Raw genomic sequence first — 19,567 nt, 5'->3', positions numbered from 1 at the left:
GGCGCGGGGCACCCCGGGATGTCCCCGGCCGGCGCTACCGTGACGGCATGCGCATCCTGCACACCGGCGACTGGCACCTCGGCCGCACACTGCTGGGCGCTGACCTGCTCGAGCACCAGGCCGCGTTCCTCGACTGGCTCGTCGCCCAGGTGCACGAGCGCGCGATCGACCTCGTCGTCATCGCCGGCGACGTCTACGACCGCGCCATCCCGCCGGTCGACGCCGTCCGGATGCTGTCCCACGCGCTCGAACGGCTCGCCGAGACGACCACCGTCGTGCTCACCCCGGGCAACCACGACTCCGCCGCGCGACTCGGCTTCGGTGCCGGCGTGATGGGCACCCGCGTCCGGATCCTCGCCGAACCCGCCGGCATCGGCACCCCGGTGATCGTCTCCGACGCCTCCGGGCCGGTCGCGGTCTACGGCATCCCCTACCTGCACCCGGACCTCACCCGGTACGCCCTCGCCGCGGTGCCCGACGAACCCCTCGCGCGGTCGCACCAGGCCGTCGTCGGCGCCGCGATGGACCGGATCCGTGCCGACCTCGCCGAACGACCGGGCACGCGCAGCGTCGTCGTGGCGCACGCCTTCGTCGGCGGGACCGAGCCGAGCGACAGCGAGCAGGACATCCGCGTCGGCGGGGTCGACCGCGTGTCCGAGAACGTGTTCGACGGCGTCGACTACGTGGCGCTCGGCCACCTGCACGGCCCGCAGCGCGTCGGCGCCACCGACCGCATCCGGTACGCCGGGTCGCCGCTCGCCTTCTCGTTCGGCGAGCGGAACCAGCAGAAGTCGGTGACCGTGGTCGACCTCGACGCCACCGGCGGGGTGACCGTCGAACTCGTGCCCGCGCCAGTGCCCCGGCGGCTCGTCGACGTGCGCGGCAGCATCGACGACATCGAGTCCGGCACCTTCCGGTCCGCGGCGGACGCCTGGGTCCGGGTGGCCGTGACGGACACCGTGCACCCGGAACGGATGTACGCGCGGGTGAAGGACCACTTCCCGTACGCCCTGGCGATCACGCACGAGCCCGCCGACCGTGGCGAACGCGCTGCCGCGCGGGCCGTCACGGCGACGTCCGACCCGGTCGAGGTGGCAGCGGACTTCGTGTCCTTCGCCACGGGTGCCGCGCCCACCGACGACGACCGCGCGATCCTGACCGAGGCGTACGAGGCAGCCGCCCTGGCACTGCAGCGCGAGGGGGACCGCTGATGTACCTGCACCGCCTCGAACTCCGCGCGATCGGTCCCTACCCCGACCTCGTGACGATCGACTTCGCCGCGCTCGCCGCCTCGGGGGTGTTCCTGCTCGAGGGGCCGACCGGTTCCGGCAAGTCGACGATCATCGACGCCGTCGTGTTCGCGCTGTACGGCAAGCTCGCCGGGGCCGACGCCACCGACGACCGGCTGCACAGTCAGCACGCCGACCCCGCCGTCGAACCCTTCGTCGAGCTCGTCTTCGAGACCGGCGCGGGCGTCCACCGGGTCCGACGCACGCCGCAGTACGACCGCCCGAAGCAGCGGGGCAGCGGCACCGTGAAGCAGCAGGCGTCCGTGCAGCTCTTCCGCCTCGCCGGGCCGGCCGACGTCGCCGGCGAGCCGGTGTCGTCCCGCATCCCCGAGGTCGCCGTCGAGATCACCCGCATCGTCGGGCTCGACCGGGCGCAGTTCCTGCAGACCGTCGTCCTGCCGCAGGGTGAGTTCGCACGGTTCCTGCGCTCCCCGGGCGAAGAGCGCCGGAAGCTCCTGCAGTCGCTGTTCGGCACGCAGGTCTACGACCGCACGGCAGACGAGCTCGCTGCCCGTCGCCGCGCCGTGCAGGCCGAGGTCGACGGTGCGGACGCCCGGGTGCGCGACGCCCTCAGCCGGTTCGCCCAGGCGGCCGGCGCCGACGACCCGGACGAGGCATCCGTGCCCCCGACGGTCGTCGCACTCCGCGCCGCGGCCGACGCGGCCGAGGTCGCACGGGCCGCAGCCGCACACACCGCCGCAGCGGCCGCCGCGCACGAGCAGGCGGTCACCGCTCGTGCCGCTGCGCTCGAGCGCCGCGCCGAACTCCTCCGACGCCGGTCGCTCCTCGACGCGGGTGCGCCCGACGTCGACGCGGCGCGCACACGGCTCGCCCTCGCCGAACGCGCCGCACGTGTGGCCGCGGTCGCCGACGGGCTCGACGCCGCCCGACTCCGATCGGACGACGCGGCGTCGGCTGCGGACACCCTGCGCGCCCGACACCGGGTCGGCGCGACGGGGGACGACCTCGTCCGCCAGCGTTCCACCGTGGCCGAGTGCGTCGCCGCGGTCCGCCACCTCGTCGCCGTCGAAGCCGGGTTCACCGACCGCCGACGCTCGATCACCGATGCCACGACCCGTGCCGAACAGCGCACACGGCGGTTGGCCGACCTCGACACCGCGCTCGAGGCACGGCCGGCCGAACGGGCGCGCATCGTCGAGGACGCCCGTGCCGCTGCCGAGACGGCCGCCGGTGCCGAGGCCGCTCGGCTCGAGGTCGAGCGGGTCGGGCGACTCCGCGCCGACCTCGACGCCCGAGCTGCGTCCGAACGGCGGGTCCGGGGCGCCGAAGCTGCCGTGGGCGCGGCCCGGACCACCGCGCACGACCTGGTCCGCGCCGAGCAACAGCTCCGCGAACGCCGCATCGCCGGCCTCGCCGGGGAACTCGGTGCGGCCCTGCAGCCGGACGAGCCGTGCCCCGTGTGCGGTGCCGTCGAGCACCCCGCCGTCGCCCTCCCGCAGGACGACCACCCCACCGCCCAGGCGATCGAGGCGGCAGCCCGGGCCGCCCGCCGCGCCGAGCAGGAGCTCTCCGACGCCGCCGCTGCCCTCGCGGTCGAGCGGGCGGAGCACGAGCGACTCGTGCAGGTGCTCGGCGACACCGACGCGGTCACCGTGGAGGCCCTGGCTGCCGCCGCCGGAGCTTTGGTCGAGGCAGCGCACACCGCGGCCGTCCGTGTCCGTGCCCTCGAACAGCAGCGTGCCGCGCACGACGAAGCGACCCGCACCCTCGAACGGCAGCGCAACCAGGTCGACACGGAGCGGGCGGTCCTGGTGGCCTCGGCCGCGGCGGACACCGAGCGGCTCGAACAGGACACGGCGGCGGTCCAGCAGGCGACCGGACGCGTGACCGAGCTCCTCGACGACGAACCGGACTCGCTGCACGCCGGCGTCGCGCAGCTCGACGCGCTGGTCGATCGGCTCGATGCCGTGTCCCGTGCGGACGACCGCGCGGTCGCAGCCGTCGGGGCGGTCCGCGAACGCCTCGCCGAGGTCGACCGGGTGCTGGCCGAGCAGGAGTTCGACGACGTGGCCGCCGCTCGTGCCGCGCTCCTCGACCGTGCGCGCACCGAGCAGCTGCAGGGCGCCGTCGCGACCGCCGACCGCGAGCGCGCCGTGGTGGACGCCGGCCTGGCAGAGCCGGCCGTGGTGGCGGCCGCCGGGGACGACGCGGAACACCTCGACCTCGACGGTGCCCGGGTGGCCCGCGAGCAGTCCGCCACCGCCGCCGACGAAGCAACCCGCGCGGCGGCCTCCGCCGAGGACCGCGCCGCCGCCTCCGAGCAGTGCGCCGCCGAGCTCGCCGTGGCCGTGCGTGCCCGCGACGACACCTCGGCCCGGAGCCGTGCGGTCGTCCGCCTCGCCGACATCGCCGCCGGTCAGCCGTCGGTCAACCCGAGCGGGATCACCCTCGGCACGTACGTGCTCATGCGGCGCTTCGAGGACGTCGTCGCCGCGGCGAACGACCGCCTGCGGGCGATGCTCGCGGGTCGGTTCACGCTCGAGACCTCGGACGAGCGGGAGTCGGGTTCACGGGCGCGACGCACGGGGCTCGCTCTCGCCGTGCACGACCAGACGACCGACACCCGGCGTGCTCCCGGCAGCCTCTCCGGTGGTGAGACCTTCACGGTGTCGCTGTGCTTGGCGCTCGGGTTGGCCGACGTCGTGCAGGCCGAGGCCGGCGGGGTCTCGCTCGGCACGCTGTTCGTCGACGAGGGGTTCGGCACGCTCGACCCGGAGACCCTCGACGACGTCATCGGGCAGCTCGCACGGCTCACCGCTGGTGGCCGTCAGGTCGGGATCGTCAGCCACGTCGAGGAGCTCAAGCAGCGGATCCCGGAGCGCATCGCGGTGCGCCGGACGCTCGAGGGGGGCTCACGCGTCACGACCACCGTCTGACGGCTGGCGCGGCGGCGACGGCGACCGCGACCGCGACCGCGACGGCGATTGCGACGGCGACGGCGATTGCGACGGCGACGTCGGTCAGCGCACCTGGCGCCGCCGGTCGGCACGTCCGCCGCGGTCGGTCAGGGTGACGGCGTGACGTCCACGGTGCCGTCGGGCGGCGGCAGGATGTCCGCTGCGACCCACGGGAACACCCACGTGAACAGCACGAACACGATCGCGGCGAGGAGCACGAGCAGCTCGAGCACCTTGAGGGCGGTCGGACCGGGCAGGATCCGCCACACGAACGGGAAGATCACTTCGCGGTCTCCGAGAGTTCCTTCGGGGTGCCCTCCGACGCGGGCATCCAGTAGTCGAGCTTGGCGTGCGTGACGAAGCGCTCCTTGGCGGACCACATCGGGTGGCACGCGGTCAGGGTCAGCCAGCGGTCGTCGGCGGTGGGCTCCACGCCCGGCTTGTTCGGCACCGGCGCGATGGTCTCGATGTGGTCCGGGGTGACGATCTGCGAGTCCGTGACCTTGTACACGTACCAGACGTCGAACTTCGTCTTGGCGTCGGTGACCCGCACCACGACCGAGTCGCCCCGCTTGAGCTCGGCGATCTGGTTGAGCGGCTTGCCGTAGGTCACGCGGTGCCCGGCGACGGCGAAGTTGCCCTCGGCGCCCGGCATCGCGGTGTCCTGGTAGTGGCCGAGCCCGATCGTGTTGAGGACCTTCTCACGGTCGGTGCCCTCGCCGATGGGCCGGTCGTAGTCCTTGCCGAACCGCGGGATCTGCATCGTCCCGAAGACGTCGCTGAGGTTCGGCGGCTCGGCGAGCACGGGCGCGGGGCCCCGGTGCTCGGTGCCCACGCCGGCCACGGGCTTCTGCTGCCCGAGCCCCTCGACGAGGTGCGTCTGCGCGTTCACGGCGACGACGTCCGTCCACCACGCGGTCCACACGACGTACAGGCCGGTGCCGGCGCCGGCGATGATGAGGAGCTCCGCGATGAGGGACACGATCGCGCCGCCGACGGTCTGCCGACGACGGGGCGCCCGCGTCGCACGATCGGCGCCGTCTCGTCGGGAACGACGCGACGGGAGTGTCTCGTGTGCGGTCACGGGGCTCCTGATCCGGAAGGGGTGGTCGGACAGGTCTATCAGACCACGGCGACGACACCGTGACGAGGTTCTCCACAGCACCGTTACCGTGAGGAGATGCAGCACGTCCTCCGCGCCTTCGCCCCGGCCGACACCGATGCCGTCATCGCCCTGTGGGAGTCCTGCGGGCTCGTCCGTCCGTGGAACGACCCCCGACGCGACATCGCGCGGAAGCTGACCGTCCAGCCCGAGCTGTTCCTGGTCGCCGAGCCGGTGGGACCCGAGCCGGCCGAGCGCAACATCGTCGGCGCGGGCATGGCGGGGTTCGACGGGCACCGCGGCTGGGTGAACTACCTCGCGGTGCGCCCGGACCTGCAGGGCTCCGGCCTCGGCCGGGCGCTCATGGCGGAGTTCGAGCGCCTCCTCACCGACCTCGGCTGCCCGAAGCTCAACCTGCAGGTCCGTGCCGGCAACGAGCAGGTGCTCGGCTTCTACGGGTCGCTCGGCTACGCCCCGGACCACACGGTGTCCCTCGGTAAGCGCCTCATCCCCGACGCCTGACCGCCCCGGCCGACCCCGACCCCGACCCGAGTTTCGGCGTGAGCGACACCTCACGCGCTCCGGAAGCCGAGAAGTGTCGCTCAGCGCGAGACCCGGACGGCCCGCGACGGGAGCGGCGAACGCGCAGAAGCACCTACGCCAGCGCCAGCCCCACGGACGCGGCGAACGCCAGCACGATGCCGGCCCACTGCACCGCGGTCAGCCGCTCCCGCAGCACCACGCCCGCGAGCACCACGGTGCCGATCGGGTACAGCGCGTTGAGCACACTGACGACGGGCAGCGTCACCGGGTCGTCGCTCGAGTGCAGCCCCGCCTGGATGAACACGTTCGCCAGCGCGTCCAGCACGCCACAGGCCACCACCGTGAGCAGCAGACGGGCCGGCCACCGCACCGGACCCACCGGACGCACCACCGGCCCTGGAGGCACGGCAGACCCCGCAGCGTCGGCCGACGTGGCGGGGTCTCCCGCGCCTCCAGGGCGGCCGGCCAGCGCCGTGCCGACGGCCGCCGCACCGAGCAGCACCGCCTGCAGCACCCGCGCGACGACCAGGGGCGCGACACCGGAGTCGGACGGCGTGAGGTCGTACGCCAGCACGATGCCGCCGAACCCGCACCCGGCGATCGCCGCGGTGACGAGGCCGCGTGCCGTGACGCGCGCGCCGGAGGTGTCCCGGACGGCGGCGACGAGCACGACCGCGACCACCGCAACCACGAGCGCGGCGATCGCGAGCCCGGACAACGCCGTCCCGCGGAGCACCGCGACCAGCACGGGCACGACCGCGGCGAACACGGCGGTGAGGGGTGAGAGCACGCTCATCGGACCGATCGCCAGCGCACGGTAGAGCAGGAGCACCCCGACGCCTCCGGACGCCCCGGCGACGGCGCCCCACAGTGTGCCGGTCCAGCTGAGGACACCGCCGACCACCACGAGCCCGAGCAGCAGTGGCACGATCCCGACGGCCGCTGCGACGGCGGCGACGGTCACCGCGCGGAGACGCCGCGACGCCAGACCACCGAGGAAGTCGGCGAAGCCGTAGACGAACGCGCCGGAGAGGCCGAGGACGACGGTGAGCACGGCTCCCATCCTGCCCCGCCCGGTAGCCTGCGTGGCGTGAGCGTTCCCTACCACCGCCTGCCCCGCGTCGACGCACGCTGGAGGTGGTGGCGCCCGCTCGTGGCCCTCGCCTTCCTGGCGGGCTGGTACCTCGCGTCGCAGGTCCTCATCGCGGTCGCCTACTTCGTCCCGATCGGTGCCACGCAGGGGCCGCAGGGGCTGATGGACCTGCAGAACGACCTGGCGAGCGGCGCGCTCGACCCGACGGACCCGATCGTCCTGTCGATGTCGCTCGTGTCACTCGTGGTGCTGCTGCCCGGCATCCTGCTCGCGGTGAAGATCGCGCGGATCGGACCGGCCGGCATCCTGTCCTCGACGCGCTTCCGGGTGCGCTGGGCGTGGACGGCCTGGTGCCTCCTGCCGACGCTCGTCATCGCCGTGGTCATGTTCCTGTTCCAGACCGGCGGCATGTTCACGTTCGACGGCGGCTTCGGGTGGGACCACGCCGCGATCGGGCAGTCGACGGTCTCGATCGGCACGCTGACCCTGACGATCGTGCTCGTGCTGCTGCTCGTGCCGTTCCAGGGCGCGGCGGAGGAGTACATCTTCCGCGGCTTCCTCATGCAGACGATCGGCTCGTGGATCCCGTGGCGCGTCGTCGGCACGGTGGTCGCCGTGGCGGTCTCGACCGTGGTGTTCGCCCTGCTGCACATCCCGAACGGCTACAACGTCTGGGGCATCCTCGACGTCGGCTCGTTCGGCCTGATCGCGGCGATCATCGTCCTGCGCACCGGCGGCATGGAAGCCACCGTCCTGCAGCACGCGTTCAACAACATCATGATCTTCGTGCTGCAGGCGCCCGGTTGGTCCAAGATCGACCTCGACTCGTCGAACGGCACGGTCGGCGGCTGGCTGCTCACGCTCGCGACGTCGTTGGCGTTCTGGGGCATGGTGGAGCTCCTCGCCTGGTGGCGGGGCCTCGACCGGCGGTTCGCCGGGCAGGAAGCGCCCCGGTTCCGCGGTGTGGCCCCGGCCTGGGCAGGCGGGCGGCAGTGGCTCCGGCCTGGAGGCACGGGCTGGGCCACCGCCCCGACCCGCGCCGACGACGTGGCCGGGTCCGGCGACCGCGCGGGCGCTGTGGACAACGCCGTGGGTGTCGCCGGTCGGCCGTAGGCTCGTGGCATGAGCACCACGCCCGCGCCCGTCGCCGTGCCCGACGGGGGCGCCTCTGCGCCCGCTGGTGCGGTCTCGCAGGCGCGCGCCGCTGCGCTCGAGGTGCTGCGGCGCGTCTGGGGGTACGACGACTTCCGGGGCGAGCAGGCCGCGATCATCGACCAGGTCGTGTCCGGCGGTGACGCCCTCGTGCTCATGCCCACCGGTGGCGGCAAATCGCTGTGCTACCAGGTGCCGTCACTCGTCCGCGACGGCGTCGGGGTCGTCGTGTCGCCACTCATCGCCCTCATGCAGGACCAAGTCGACGCCCTCGCAGCGAACGGCGTCAAGGCCGCGTTCCTCAACTCGACGCAGGGCCCCGACGAACGGGCCCGCGTCGAGCGTGCGGTCGTCTCGGGCGAGGTGGACATGCTCTACCTCGCACCCGAGCGGCTCCGACTCGAGTCCACCCGCGCACTGCTCGACCGCGCGCGGATCGCCCTGTTCGCCATCGACGAAGCCCACTGCGTCGCACAGTGGGGGCACGACTTCCGTCCGGACTACCTCGAGCTGAGCGTCCTGCACGAGCGCTGGCCGACGGTGCCGCGCATCGCGCTGACGGCCACGGCCACGCCGCAGACCCACCGTGAGATCTCGGCTCGGCTCGGCCTCGACGACGCCGCACACTTCGTCGCCGACTTCGACCGGCCGAACATCCAGTACCGCATCGAGCCGAAGACCGGCGCGCTGCAGCAGCTCCTCACCTTCATCCGCACCGAGCACAGCGGCGACGCGGGCATCGTCTACTGCCTGTCCCGCAACTCGGTCGAGCGCACCGCGACCGCCCTCGCCGAGCAGGGGATCCCGGCGCTGCCGTACCACGCCGGCCTCGACGCCACGGTGCGGGAGCGCAACCAGTCGACCTTCCTGCGCGAGGACGGCATCGTCATGGTCGCCACGATCGCGTTCGGCATGGGCATCGACAAGCCGGACGTCCGTTTCGTGGCGCACCTCGACCTGCCGAAGTCGGTCGAGGGGTACTACCAAGAGACCGGTCGTGCCGGGCGCGACGGGCTGCCCGCGACCGCGTGGCTCGCCTACGGTCTGAACGACGTCGTGCAACAGCGCCGGATGATCGACCAGTCCGAGGGCGACGCAGCGCACCGACGGCAGCTCAGCGCGCACCTCGACGCCATGCTCGCCCTGTGCGAGACGATCGAGTGCCGCCGCGTCCGGCTGCTCGCGTACTTCGGGCAGGAGTCCACGGCGTGCGGCAACTGCGACACGTGCATCGCCCCGCCCGAGTCGTGGGACGGCACGGTGCCGGCGCAGAAGCTCCTCTCCACCGTCGTCCGGCTCGACCGTGAGCGCGGGCAGCGGTACGGCGTGTCGCACCTCGTCGACATCCTGGTCGGCAAGCCGTCGCCGCGCGTGCAGGAGCTCCGTCACGAGTCCCTCGCGACCTTCGGCATCGGCAACGACCTCGGCGAGGCCGAGTGGCGCGCGGTCGCGCGGCAGCTGCTGGCGCAGGGGTACGCCGCGGTGTCGGGCGACGGGTTCGGCACGATCGTCCTCAGTCCGACGAGTGCGGACGTCCTCGGCGGCAAGGTCACCGTGCGGATGCGCCGCGACCCGGTGAAGGCACCGCGCGGCAGCCGGGCACGACGCGCGGTCGTGACGGACATGCCGCAGGAAGCCGTCGGGCTCTTCGAGGCACTGCGCGTGTGGCGTGCGGCCCAGGCCCGCGAGCAGGGTGTCCCGGCGTACGTGGTGTTCAACGACGCGACGTTGCGCGGCATCGCGGCGGTGAAGCCGGCGGACGAGGACCAGCTGTCCGAGATCTCCGGCGTCGGTGGGGCGAAGCTCGAGCGCTACGGCCGTGCCGTGCTCGACGTGGTCGCCGCGGCGGACTGACCGCGACACATTCCCGGACGGGCATGCGGGTGCCGCGGCCGTCACTACACTCGGAGACTCCCGTCACGAGGAGGCCCGGTGTCCGGATCGACGAAGTTCACCACCACGCTCAGCCGTGCGGTGGTGACCCCGCTGGCACGCATGCTGTGGCGTCCACGGATCATCGGTCGGAAGAACGTCCCGAAGCGCGGCCCGGTGATCCTGGCGAGCAACCACCGCTCGTTCATCGACTCCCCGGCGATCACGCTGATGGCGCCCCGGAAGGTCTCGTTCCTCGCGAAGCAGGAGTACTTCACCGGGACGGGCCTGCGCGGTGCCGTGTCCCGTGCGTTCTTCGGCGGCATCGGCGCCATCGGCGTCGAGCGCGGTGCGGGGTCGGCGGCGCAGCACGCCCTCGACCTCGGCCTCGAACGGCTCGAGGCGGGCGAGGCCTTCGCGATCTACCCCGAGGGCACGCGCTCGCTCGACGGCCGGATCTACAAGGGCCGCACGGGCGTGGCCTGGCTCGCCCTGACGAGTGGCGCTCCGGTGGTGCCCGTCGCGCTCAGCGGCACCGAGGACGTGCAGCCGGTCGGATCGCGGGTCCCGAAGCTCGCGAAGGTGACGATCGAGTTCGGGAAGCCGCTCGACCTGTCGTCGTTCGGCGAAGCGTCCTCGGGCCGTGCTCGCCGCCACGCCACCGACGCCGTGATGGCCGCGATCCAGGAGCTCAGCGGCCAGGAGCCCGCGAACGCCTACAACAACCCGCCGGCCACGATCGTGGAGCGCGTGCGCCAGGCGCTCCGGCGTGACGATCCGACCGAGGCCGTCGAACCCGACTGATCATCGGTATCTGGTCGAGCGCTATTGCACATTTGAAATATCGGTGTTTGAATGAGGGCGTGCCCAGGGGCACATCCCACCGCGGTCCGGCCGAGAACGGACCGCCTCACACCGATCGGTAGGCCCGCAGCATGTCCTCCACCCCGCTCTTCGACTCCATTGCCCGCCGGACCGAGGGCACCGCGTCCGCGCAGTCCGACTCGGCTCCCGTCACGACCGGCGGACCGTCGCTCCCGACCACGGCCCGGGCGAGCTTCACGCCCGCTCCCACCTCCCCGATCTCCGCTCCGGTCCGCTCGCGTGACTCGATGCTCGTCCCCGCCGCCCTCGTCGCCGCGATCGACGAGATCCCGGCCAGGGTCGTCGCCGCTGCCGACGCCGGGCACGCTGTCCGCGCCGAGCAGCTCGTCCTGGTCGAGGCCGTCGCCGACGCGATCACCCGCGCGGTCGTCGACGCCGTCGTGGCCGAGCTCGAGCAGATCACCCGCGACGGCGTGGTCCGCGCCTGACCCGCAGCTCGCGCTCCCGATGACCTCGACGACCGACCTCCAGCCCATGCGTCCGCGCGGCGCGGCCAGGCACGCGGCGAACGCCGCCGCCGCAGCCGCCTCGGTGACCGAGGGCTTCCCGACCCGTCGGGCCCGCCGGAAGGCCGAGGCCGGGGCGTCGGGCGCGCGACGTCGGCCGACCGCCCCCAACGACACAGCAGCCGGCCGCGACTCCGCGGGCCACCACCAGACCACCGGGGCGGCGGCGACCACTCCCGCCGTCCCGGTCTCCACCGCTCCCGACCAGGCCACCCGGCTGGCCGGAGCGGGCGTGACGGGGCCGGGTCGCGCCTCCAGTCCCGGCCCGGCCACCCGGCGGGCCGGAGCGGGCGTGACGAGGCCGGGTCGCGCCTCCAGGCCCGCGGCCGACTCGCTCGCCCGCTCCGTGACCCAGGCGATCACCCTGCCGCTGCGGACGATCGGGCACGCGGTCGCCTCCGCGAAGGCGGTCCCCGTCACCGCAACAGCCGTCGCGGCCTGTCTGTTCGTCACGGTCGCGACCCCGCAGACCGCCGTGGCGGCGCCACCACCGGCGGCGCTCCCGGCGCTCGACGCGCAGGAGTACACCGTCGCCGAGGGGGCCACGATCCCGGTCCAGCGCGATGCGTTCGCGATCGGTCGGATCCCGATCCGGATGCCCGCCGCACCACCGCCGTCGACCGGCGACGGTCCGGCATCCGTCCGTCCGGTCGTCGGCACGATCCCGGCGGCGGGTGGGTTCGGCTCCCGGTGGGTCCGCGGCTGCGCGGCGTGCTCGACGAACCACCACGGGCTCGACTTCGCCGCACCCACCGGCACCGCGGTCGTCGCGGCGATGTCCGGCCGCGTGGTCGCCGCCGGTGTGCTCGGGGGGTACGGCAACCAGGTGCTCCTGCAGCACGCCGATGGGTCGCAGACGCGCTACGGCCACCTGTCGCAGATCGGTGTCCGCGTCGGCCAGTCGGTGTCGGCCGGGGAGCGGATCGGCGCCGTGGGCAACACCGGCGTCTCGACCGGGTCGCACCTGCACTTCGAGGTCATCCTCGGCGGCACCCCGGTCGACCCCGCGGTGTGGCTCCAGCACCGCGGGTTGCTCTGACGCCGCGGCCCCTCGCGCGCCTCGGACGGCTCCAGCACCGCGGCTCGCTCTGACGCCGGGCGCGTAGCGTCGACACGGAGAGCGGCACGGTGTCGCTCGGGAGACGGAGACGCACGTGCGGGTGACGGTACTGGGGACGGGGACGATGGGCGCCGGGGTGGCGGGGTCGCTGCTCCGTGAGGGCCACGAGGTGACGGTCTGGAACCGGACCGCCGACAAAGCAGCCCCGCTCGCTGCACGGGGAGGAACCGTCGCGACCGACCCGGCCGAGGCCGTGGCCGACGCCGAGGTCGTCCTACTCACGCTCTTCGACACCGAGGCCGTGCTGGACGTGCTGGAGTCGGCCGCCGGGGACGCCCCGACGGACGCCGTGTGGGTGCAGGCCTCGACGATCGGGGTCGCCGGCACCGAGACCGTCGTGCAGCTCGCCGGGAAGTACGGCATCACGCTCGTCGAGGCGATGATGCTCGGCACGAAGGCGCCGGCGGAGCAGGGCACGCTGACGATGCTCGCCGCCGGGCCCACCGAGGTCCTCGACCGCATCGACCCCGTCCTCGACGCCGTGGGGGCGAAGACCGTCCGTGCCGGCGACCAGGTCGGGGCGGGGACGGCGCTCAAGCTCGCCGCGAACGCCTGGATCGCCTCGATCACGGCGGCGACCGGCCAGTCCCTCGCGCTCGCGGCGTCTCTCGGGCTCGACCCGGCGCTGTTCCTGCAGGCGATCGAGGGCAGCGCGAGCGACTCGGCGTACGCCCACACGAAGGGGAAGTCGATCATCGCGGGGGAGTTCCCGGCGCAGTTCGCGCTCGACGGTCTGCGGAAGGACATCGGCCTCATCGCGGATGCCGCACGGGCGTCGGGGGTCTCGACCGTGCTGCTCGACGCTCTCGGCCGGGTCTACGCGGACGCCAGCGCGGCGGGCCACGGCGGCGACGACATCGCCGCGGTCGGCACCGCCTTCACGCCGCGCTGACCGCGCGACCGGCGCAAGCCGCGCCACCGGCGCAAGCCGCGCGCCGCGCAAGCCGCGCGCGCTGCGTCAGCCGCGGCGGAAGAACCGTCGGACGGCGTTCGTCAGCCGTCCGACGGTCTCGTCGTTCATCGTGTTGGCGAGGTCGAACGCCTCTCGGGCGGGGTCCGAGCCGTTCTGGATGCGCCGGAGTGCCGCGTCGGCCCGGGCGCGGGCGTCGAGTTCCGCGAAGGGCATGTCGTCCTCGGGGTCGTGCGGCGCGGGCGTCTGACCGTGTGCGCCCGTGTCTGCCATGGGAGCAGGCTACGCGGAGCGCCCGCGGACGGAGTCCACGTCGTCGACCACGCGGACCATCTGGTCGAGGAACGCGACGATCACCGCCATCTCGGCGTCCGACAGGTGCTCGGTCGCCTGGATCGCGCGGGAGTCGAGCTGGTCGAGCACGCGCATCACGTGGCGCATCGAGGCACCCGTGGCGGTGAGGATGACGCCGCGGCGGTCGTTCGGGTCGGCGTGCCGGACGACGTGGCCACTTCGGACGAGCCGGTCGACGAGCGCCGAGGTCGAGGCTGCGGTGATCTCCAGCTGCTCGGCGAGGTCCTTCGCGTTGACGGTGCGACCGGCCTTCTCGGCGTCGAGGAGCACGCGGAGCGCCAGCAGGGCGTTCTCGCCGATGCCGAGTGCTTCGCGGGCCCGGCGCTGCGCCGAGGTCTCGGCGGTCCGGTACCGGCGCAACGCGTTGAGCACGTCCACCGCGTCGACCCTGGACTCCTCGTCGTACCAGAATCCCGCGGCGCTCGTCGTCACCTCGGAAGTCATGACGACAATGCTAGACGGTCTAGTTAGTTTGTCTAGCGAGTGCGCCGATCGGCCGACTGCAACACCCGTGACGCGGCGACGAAACACCCCGGCAACGACCGGTCAGTAGGTTCACGACATGCAGGAGCCGACGTGCTGAGCCGACTCGCGGGGAGCGTCTTCCACGTCGGGAACGCCGTCGAACGCACGGACGTCGTCGCCAGGATGCTCGACGTCTACGTCGCGCGGGGCGAGCCGGCCGCGGTCGACCAGGACCGAGCGGTCGCCGCGGAGCTCCGGTCCGTCGTGGGTGCGGCCGGCCCGGCGAACGACCCGGACCGTGCGTCGACCATCGACTCGCTCGCCCTCGACCGGCACGAACCGGCCTCGATCGCGTCGGCGGTGGCGGTCGCCCGGGACCACGCTCGCCGTGCCCGCGACGTCGTCTCCACCGAACTGTGGGACTGCCTCAACGTCACCCGGTCGCGGATGCCGCGGAAGGTCTCGCCCGACCGTGCCCACGAGTTCCTCGGGTGGGTCCGCGAGCGCAGTGCCCTCGCCATCGGTGTCGTCGAGGCGGACGCCAGCCGCGACGAGGTCTGGGAGTTCTTCACCCTCGGTCGCTCGCTGCAGCGCTGCGCGGCGACGGCTCGGCTGGTCGCGTCCGGGCTGCTCGACCCCGAGTCCGGCTCGTCGTGGGCCACCGCGCTCCGTGCCTGCGGTGCCGGCGAGGCGTTCCAGCGCGGCCGCGACCACCACACGCTCGGCCCCGAGGACGCCGCCGCGTTCCTGCTCCTCGACGAGCACAGCCCCCGATCGCTCCGGTTCCTGGCGCGGCGGACGGACGAGTGCCTGGCGGACGTCGCGCCGTCCTGCATCGAGGACGAGGTGGGTGCGTTCACGGAGACGCGTCGGGACCTCGAGGCGGTGTCAGCTGACACCGCGCTGCTGGTCGCCCGGACGGCGGGGCAGCGCCTGGCGGTCGCGGCCGACCGGGTCGCCGCCGCCCTCGACGAACGCGTCTTCGCCACCGCGGAGGCGGCCCGGTAGGTCGCCTCCCGCCGTCAGGGCGACCGGGCGCCGGACTGGAGGCGCGGGGCGGGGCCGCCACGTGCCTCCAGGCCGTCGGTGGGTCGCGTCAGACGGCGCTGGACCGGTCGGCGACCGCCTCGTCGCGTTCCAGGTCGTGTCGCACCGCGGCGCGCGAGGCGCGCGTCCCGACCACGGGCACGGCGTGCGTGATCGCCAGGTGCAGGCGGGTGTCGGCGTCGTACCGGACCCGGAAACGCTCCCACCGGATGAGCCAGACGAGCGCGATCGCGAGCGCCACGAACCCGGAGGCGGCACCGACCGCGATGGCCCAGCGCGGACCCCAGGCGTCGGCGACCGCGCCGACGATCGGAGCGCCGATCGGGGTGCCCCCGGCGAAGATCGCCATGTAGAGCGCCATCACCCGGCCACGCATCGCCGGCTTCGTCGTGGTCTGCACGAGGGCGTTCGCCGTCGTCATGAAGGTGAGGGACGCGAGGCCGACGAACACCAGGACGAACGCGAAGGTCCAGTACGTCGGTGCGAGCGCGGCGGCGACACATGCGATGCCGAAGCCGGCGGAGGCGATCACGAGCGTGCGCATCCGCGGACGATCGCGCCGTGCCGACAGGAGCGCACCGGCGACCGAGCCGATCGCCATCACGGAGTTGAGCAGGCCGAACTCCCCGGCGCCCTTGTGGAACTCCACCCGCGCCATCGTCGAGGTGAAGATCGGGAAGTTCACGCCGAACGTGCCGACGACGAAGATCATGCAGAGCACGACGATGATGTCGGGCCGGGTCCGCACGTACTGGAAGCCGGCGATGATCTGGCCCTTGCCGCGCTTCGCCCGGATGCGTTCGGCGAGCTGCGCGGGGTCGACGAAGCGCAGCGCGATGAGGACGGCCAAGAACGACCCGGCGTTGATGACGAACACCCAGCCGGAGCCGATCGCTGCGATGAGCACGCCGGCGACCGCGGGGCCGATGAGCCGTGCGGCGTTGAACGACGCGGAGTTGAGCGCCACGGCGTTCGCGACGTGCTCGCCCTGCACGACGTCGGACACGAAGGCCTGCCGGATCGGGGTGTCGAACGCTGCGACGACGCCGAGCGCCAGGGCGAAGCCGTAGAGCGACCAGAGCGTCGCGGTGTCCGTGAGGACCATGATTCCCAGGCCGAGCCCGAGCGCCCCCATCAGTCCCTGCGTCAGCATGAGCATCTTCCGCCGGTCGAACCGGTCGGCGGCGAGGCCGGTGAGGGGGAGGAGCAGCAGCTGTGGTCCGAACTGCAGCGCCATCGTGATGCCGACCGCGATCGCGTCGTTGTCGGAGAGCTTGGTGAGGACGATCCAGTCCTGGGCGGTGCGCTGCATCCAGGTGCCGACGTTGGAGACGAGTGCCCCCGCGAACCAGATGCGGTAGTTGTGGGTGGACAGGGAGCGGAACATGGCGGTCACTGCTGGGCCAGCCTCCTCATGATCTCGGTGGCGTCGGCGAGGGTCTGCCGTTCGGCCTCGGTGAGTTCGGCGAGGCGCGGGGTGAGCCAGCCGTCCCGGCGGCGACGGGTCTCCTCGACGAAGGCGGCGCCGGCGGCCGTGGCGCAGAGGAGCACCTTGCGCCGGTCGTCCCCGTGGCCGTCCTTCGACACGAGGCCGCGGTCGACGAGCACGGCGATCGTCTTCGTCATCGACGGCGGCGTCACCCCGTCCTGCCGGCTGAGGTCGGCGAGCGACATCGCGCCGTCGCGGTGCAGCCGGGCGAGGGCGGAGAACTGCGCGTCGGTGACGGTCGTGTCGGCCTTCTGTGCGCGGAGGGTCCGGGACAGCCGGTTCACGGCGATGCGGAGGTCGGTGGCGTCGGTCACGGGTCGTTAGCCTACCTCATTAGTTCAGCGAACGAACTGGTTTGCGGGTGTACGCTTCGACTAGACAACAGGTGTTGCCAAGAGAGAAGGAGAACATGTCCGAGTTCGAGGGCAAGGTCGCGATCGTCACCGGTGGCGGCAGCGGCATCGGTGAGTCCATCGCGAAGGAGCTCGCCGCGGCGGGCGCGAAGGTCGTCGCCACCGACATCAAGCTCGACGCCGCGCAGCGCGTCGCGTCCGAGATCGAGGCCGCCGGCGGCACGGCCACGGCGTTCGAGGCCAACTCCGCCGTCGCGGGCGACAACGAGCGCATGGTGCAGTTCGCCGTCGACACGTACGGCGCGCTCCACCTCGCCGTGAACAACGCCGGCATCGGTGCGGCCCCGCAGCCCATCGGCGAGTACGACGTCGCCGCCTGGGACCGCGTGCGCGCGGTGGACCTCGACGGGGTGTTCTACGGCCTCCGCTACGAGATCCCCGCGATGCTCGCCTCCGGTGGTGGTGCGATCGTGAACATGTCGTCGGTGCTCGGCTCGGTCGGCATCGCGCAGAACGCGGCGTACGTCGCCTCGAAGCACGCACTCGTCGGGCTGACCAAGGTCGCTGCGCTCGAGTACACCGCGCAGGGCGTCCGCACGAACGCCGTCGGCCCGGGCTTCATCGACACCCCGCTCGTCCGGGCATCGCTGTCGTCCGAGGCCCTGTCGGCGCTCGAGGCCGAGCACGCCGCGAAGCGCCTCGGCACCGATGCCGAGGTCGCCGCACTCGTGCTGTTCCTGCTGAGCGACAAGGCGTCCTTCATCAGCGGCAGCTACCACCTGGTCGACGGCGGCTACAGCGCGCACTGAGCCTGGCCCTGGCGGGTCGTTCCGCGCGTGGGATGACGAATCGCGCATGGGAGGTCGGAAGTTCCGACTCCCCATGCGCGATTCCGCTTCCTACAGCGGGCGCGATGGGACGGAACGCGCTAGTGGAACTGCGGGATCGTGAGCCAGATCCCGAGCAACACCGCAGCGATGCACACCGCGAAGCACACCACCGCGCCCGCCAACGCGATCGGCGGCGTGTGCCCCGACCGAGCCGACTCCTGGGCGTACTGGGTGTGGTCGCCGCCCGCGTCCGTCGGCTGTCCGGTGCCGAGCAGCCGCAGGCCGAGCGTGTAGACGAGCACCACGCCGACGGCCGAGACGAACCCGACGCCCGCCACGGTGGCGATGCTGGTGAAGTCGATGTCCATGCGTGTCCTCCTCAGGCCTCTGCCGGCGCGACGGCCGGGTCCTTGCCACGCGAGCCGTCGGCGCCGCCGGTGCCCTCGGTGCCGTCGGTGCCGTCGGCGTCGCGCACGTCGGCGGCGTTGATCGGCTTCCGCCGGGCGAGGACGAAGAACGCCAGACCGGCGGCGAGCGCGAGCACCGCGACGACCACCAGGCCGAGCGTGGACGTCGCGGCGAGGGCCGTGGCGAGTGCGCCGACCACCGCGGCCGCCGGCAGCGTGATCACCCACGCGACGACGATCCGGCCGACGACCGACCAGTGCACGTCGGCGAGCTTCTTGCCCAGGCCGGAGCCGATCACGGAGCCGCTCGTGACGTGCGTCGTCGAGAGCGCGAACCCGAGGTGCGACGACACCAGGATCGTCGCGGCCGAGCTGGTCTCCGCCGCGAAGCCCTGCGGGGACTGCACGTCGGAGATCTTCTTGCCGACGGTCTGCATGATCCGCCAGCCGCCCGTGTAGGTGCCGAGGCCGATCGCGAGGCCGCAGGCCAGGATCACCCAGAGCGCCGGGCCGGTGCCCGCCGACTGGTAGTTCGCGGCGATCAGGGTCAGCGTGATCACGCCCATCGTCTTCTGCGCGTCGTTCGTGCCGTGCGCGAGCGACACCAGCGACGCCGAGATCGTCTGCCCGTGCCGGAAGCCGGTCGCCGCACCGTGCGTGGTCGCGTTCTTCGTGAGCGTGTACGCCAGGTAGGTCGCGACGAGGGCGATCACCCCGGCGATGACGGGGGAGAGCAGCGCCGGCAGCACGACCTTCGACACGACCGTGGCCCAGTCGACGGACTGCAGTCCGGCGCCGATGATCGACGCCCCGATGAGGCCGCCGAACAGCGCGTGCGTCGACGACGACGGCAGGCCGAAGTACCAGGTGGCGAGGTTCCAGAGCACGGCGCCGACGAGTCCCGCGAAGATCATCGTGGGGGAGATGTGGACGCCGTCCTGCCCCTCGCGGATGATGCCCTGGGAGACGGTCTTGGCGACCTCGGTGGAGAGGAAGGCGCCGACCACGTTGAGGACGGCGGAGATGAGCACGGCGGTGCGGGGCTTGAGGGCACCCGTGGCGACCGAGGTGGCCATGGCGTTCGCGGTGTCGTGGAAGCCGTTCGTGAAGTCGAACACGAGCGCAACGACGATCACCAGCACGACGGTGACGAGGACGTCCATGCCGGGGACGGTAGGCCCACGCCGCACCGGCTGCGTGAACGCCGGGTGAACAGGCTGGACCGCCTGCCG

At 72.9% G+C, this 19,567-nt stretch carries 20 protein-coding genes; 11 read left to right on the top strand and 9 right to left on the bottom strand.

The genetic code is table 11. From position 1 onward, the window contains the following. Positions 1 to 47 precede the first annotated feature (47 nt). Positions 48 to 1,211, top strand: coding sequence for a metallophosphoesterase family protein (locus EDF64_RS02595; protein WP_133518504.1), 1,164 nt, complete (start codon positions 48 to 50; stop codon positions 1,209 to 1,211). Beyond that, positions 1,211 to 4,186 carry an AAA family ATPase gene (locus EDF64_RS02590; RefSeq protein ID WP_133518503.1) on the top strand — a complete coding sequence of 992 codons (2,976 nt, stop codon included), beginning with the start codon at positions 1,211 to 1,213 and terminating at the stop codon, positions 4,184 to 4,186. The genes EDF64_RS02595 and EDF64_RS02590 overlap by 1 nt, the downstream gene beginning before the upstream one ends. Positions 4,187 to 4,314: 128 nt before the next feature. Here the strand turns inward: EDF64_RS02590 and EDF64_RS18075 are convergent, their stop codons facing one another. Continuing rightward, the gene (locus tag EDF64_RS18075; RefSeq protein ID WP_166645533.1) at positions 4,315 to 4,491 is read right to left on the bottom strand and encodes a hypothetical protein; all 177 of its coding nucleotides are present in this window, start codon (positions 4,489 to 4,491) and stop codon (positions 4,315 to 4,317) included. After that, on the bottom strand, positions 4,488 to 5,291 hold the full coding sequence (locus EDF64_RS02585; protein ID WP_243736214.1) for a class E sortase: 804 nt from the start codon (positions 5,289 to 5,291) through the stop codon (positions 4,488 to 4,490). The genes EDF64_RS18075 and EDF64_RS02585 overlap by 4 nt, the downstream gene beginning before the upstream one ends. Positions 5,292 to 5,387: 96 nt before the next feature. Here EDF64_RS02585 and EDF64_RS02580 point away from each other — a divergent pair, with 96 nt between their 5' ends. Continuing rightward, on the top strand, positions 5,388 to 5,831 hold the full coding sequence (locus EDF64_RS02580) for a GNAT family acetyltransferase (RefSeq protein ID WP_133518502.1): 444 nt from the start codon (positions 5,388 to 5,390) through the stop codon (positions 5,829 to 5,831). Positions 5,832 to 5,964: 133 nt separating this feature from the next. Here the strand turns inward: EDF64_RS02580 and EDF64_RS02575 are convergent, their stop codons facing one another. Next, positions 5,965 to 6,906 (bottom strand): EamA family transporter, encoded by a 942-nt coding sequence (locus EDF64_RS02575; RefSeq protein ID WP_133518501.1) that lies wholly within the window; start codon positions 6,904 to 6,906, stop codon positions 5,965 to 5,967. 36 nt (positions 6,907 to 6,942) lie between these two features. Between EDF64_RS02575 and EDF64_RS02570 the strand changes: the two genes are divergently transcribed. The 6 genes from EDF64_RS02570 to EDF64_RS02545 all read left to right on the top strand — a co-directional run bounded on the left by EDF64_RS02570 (position 6,943) and on the right by EDF64_RS02545 (position 13,372). After that, positions 6,943 to 8,058 carry a CPBP family intramembrane glutamic endopeptidase gene (locus EDF64_RS02570; protein WP_133518500.1) on the top strand — a complete coding sequence of 372 codons (1,116 nt, stop codon included), beginning with the start codon at positions 6,943 to 6,945 and terminating at the stop codon, positions 8,056 to 8,058. A 9-nt stretch (positions 8,059 to 8,067) separates the two neighbouring features. Next, complete coding sequence (gene recQ, locus EDF64_RS02565) at positions 8,068 to 9,951, top strand: DNA helicase RecQ (RefSeq protein WP_133518499.1); 1,884 nt, start codon at positions 8,068 to 8,070, stop codon at positions 9,949 to 9,951. 78 nt (positions 9,952 to 10,029) lie between these two features. Then, positions 10,030 to 10,773, top strand: a complete 744-nt coding sequence (locus EDF64_RS02560; protein ID WP_133518498.1) for a lysophospholipid acyltransferase family protein — start codon at positions 10,030 to 10,032, stop codon at positions 10,771 to 10,773. 131 nt (positions 10,774 to 10,904) lie between these two features. Further along, positions 10,905 to 11,282, top strand: a complete 378-nt coding sequence (locus EDF64_RS02555; RefSeq protein WP_133518497.1) for a hypothetical protein — start codon at positions 10,905 to 10,907, stop codon at positions 11,280 to 11,282. A gap of 19 nt (positions 11,283 to 11,301) precedes the next feature. Further along, on the top strand, positions 11,302 to 12,399 hold the full coding sequence (locus EDF64_RS18390; RefSeq protein WP_208108808.1) for a M23 family metallopeptidase: 1,098 nt from the start codon (positions 11,302 to 11,304) through the stop codon (positions 12,397 to 12,399). Positions 12,400 to 12,520: 121 nt separating this feature from the next. Next, positions 12,521 to 13,372 carry an NAD(P)-dependent oxidoreductase gene (locus EDF64_RS02545; RefSeq protein WP_133518496.1) on the top strand — a complete coding sequence of 284 codons (852 nt, stop codon included), beginning with the start codon at positions 12,521 to 12,523 and terminating at the stop codon, positions 13,370 to 13,372. Between the two features lie 66 nt (positions 13,373 to 13,438). Here the strand turns inward: EDF64_RS02545 and EDF64_RS02540 are convergent, their stop codons facing one another. Together EDF64_RS02540 and EDF64_RS02535 are read right to left on the bottom strand one after the other, a co-directional pair. Then, positions 13,439 to 13,663, bottom strand: coding sequence for a hypothetical protein (locus EDF64_RS02540; RefSeq protein ID WP_133518495.1), 225 nt, complete (start codon positions 13,661 to 13,663; stop codon positions 13,439 to 13,441). Between the two features lie 9 nt (positions 13,664 to 13,672). Beyond that, the gene (locus EDF64_RS02535) at positions 13,673 to 14,188 is read right to left on the bottom strand and encodes a MarR family winged helix-turn-helix transcriptional regulator (protein WP_133518494.1); all 516 of its coding nucleotides are present in this window, start codon (positions 14,186 to 14,188) and stop codon (positions 13,673 to 13,675) included. 132 nt (positions 14,189 to 14,320) lie between these two features. Between EDF64_RS02535 and EDF64_RS02530 the strand changes: the two genes are divergently transcribed. After that, complete coding sequence (locus tag EDF64_RS02530) at positions 14,321 to 15,217, top strand: alpha-E domain-containing protein (protein WP_166645569.1); 897 nt, start codon at positions 14,321 to 14,323, stop codon at positions 15,215 to 15,217. 88 nt (positions 15,218 to 15,305) lie between these two features. On the opposite strand, the gene EDF64_RS02525 is transcribed toward EDF64_RS02530, so the two are convergent. Further along, on the bottom strand, positions 15,306 to 16,652 hold the full coding sequence (locus EDF64_RS02525) for an MFS transporter (protein ID WP_133518492.1): 1,347 nt from the start codon (positions 16,650 to 16,652) through the stop codon (positions 15,306 to 15,308). Continuing rightward, entirely contained in the window at positions 16,649 to 17,059 is a 411-nt protein-coding gene (locus EDF64_RS02520; protein WP_133518491.1) for a MarR family winged helix-turn-helix transcriptional regulator, read from the bottom strand. Before EDF64_RS02520 ends, EDF64_RS02525 begins: the two co-directional genes overlap by 4 nt. 95 nt (positions 17,060 to 17,154) lie before the next feature. On the opposite strand from EDF64_RS02520, the gene EDF64_RS02515 reads away from it, so the two are divergent. Beyond that, the gene (locus EDF64_RS02515; RefSeq protein WP_133518490.1) at positions 17,155 to 17,907 is read left to right on the top strand and encodes an SDR family NAD(P)-dependent oxidoreductase; all 753 of its coding nucleotides are present in this window, start codon (positions 17,155 to 17,157) and stop codon (positions 17,905 to 17,907) included. A gap of 119 nt (positions 17,908 to 18,026) precedes the next feature. On the opposite strand, the gene EDF64_RS02510 is transcribed toward EDF64_RS02515, so the two are convergent. Together EDF64_RS02510 and EDF64_RS02505 are read right to left on the bottom strand one after the other, a co-directional pair. Then, positions 18,027 to 18,296, bottom strand: coding sequence for a hypothetical protein (locus EDF64_RS02510; protein WP_133518489.1), 270 nt, complete (start codon positions 18,294 to 18,296; stop codon positions 18,027 to 18,029). 11 nt (positions 18,297 to 18,307) lie between these two features. Beyond that, complete coding sequence (locus EDF64_RS02505; RefSeq protein ID WP_166645568.1) at positions 18,308 to 19,498, bottom strand: inorganic phosphate transporter; 1,191 nt, start codon at positions 19,496 to 19,498, stop codon at positions 18,308 to 18,310. Between the last annotated feature and the right edge of the window lie 69 nt (positions 19,499 to 19,567).

It is taken from the genome of Curtobacterium flaccumfaciens (assembly GCF_004361695.1).
GTDB classification, from domain to species: domain Bacteria; phylum Actinomycetota; class Actinomycetes; order Actinomycetales; family Microbacteriaceae; genus Curtobacterium; species Curtobacterium flaccumfaciens_B.
The sequence above is the reverse complement of the archived record's forward strand: the minus strand, read 5'-3'. Positions and strand labels throughout refer to the sequence as shown.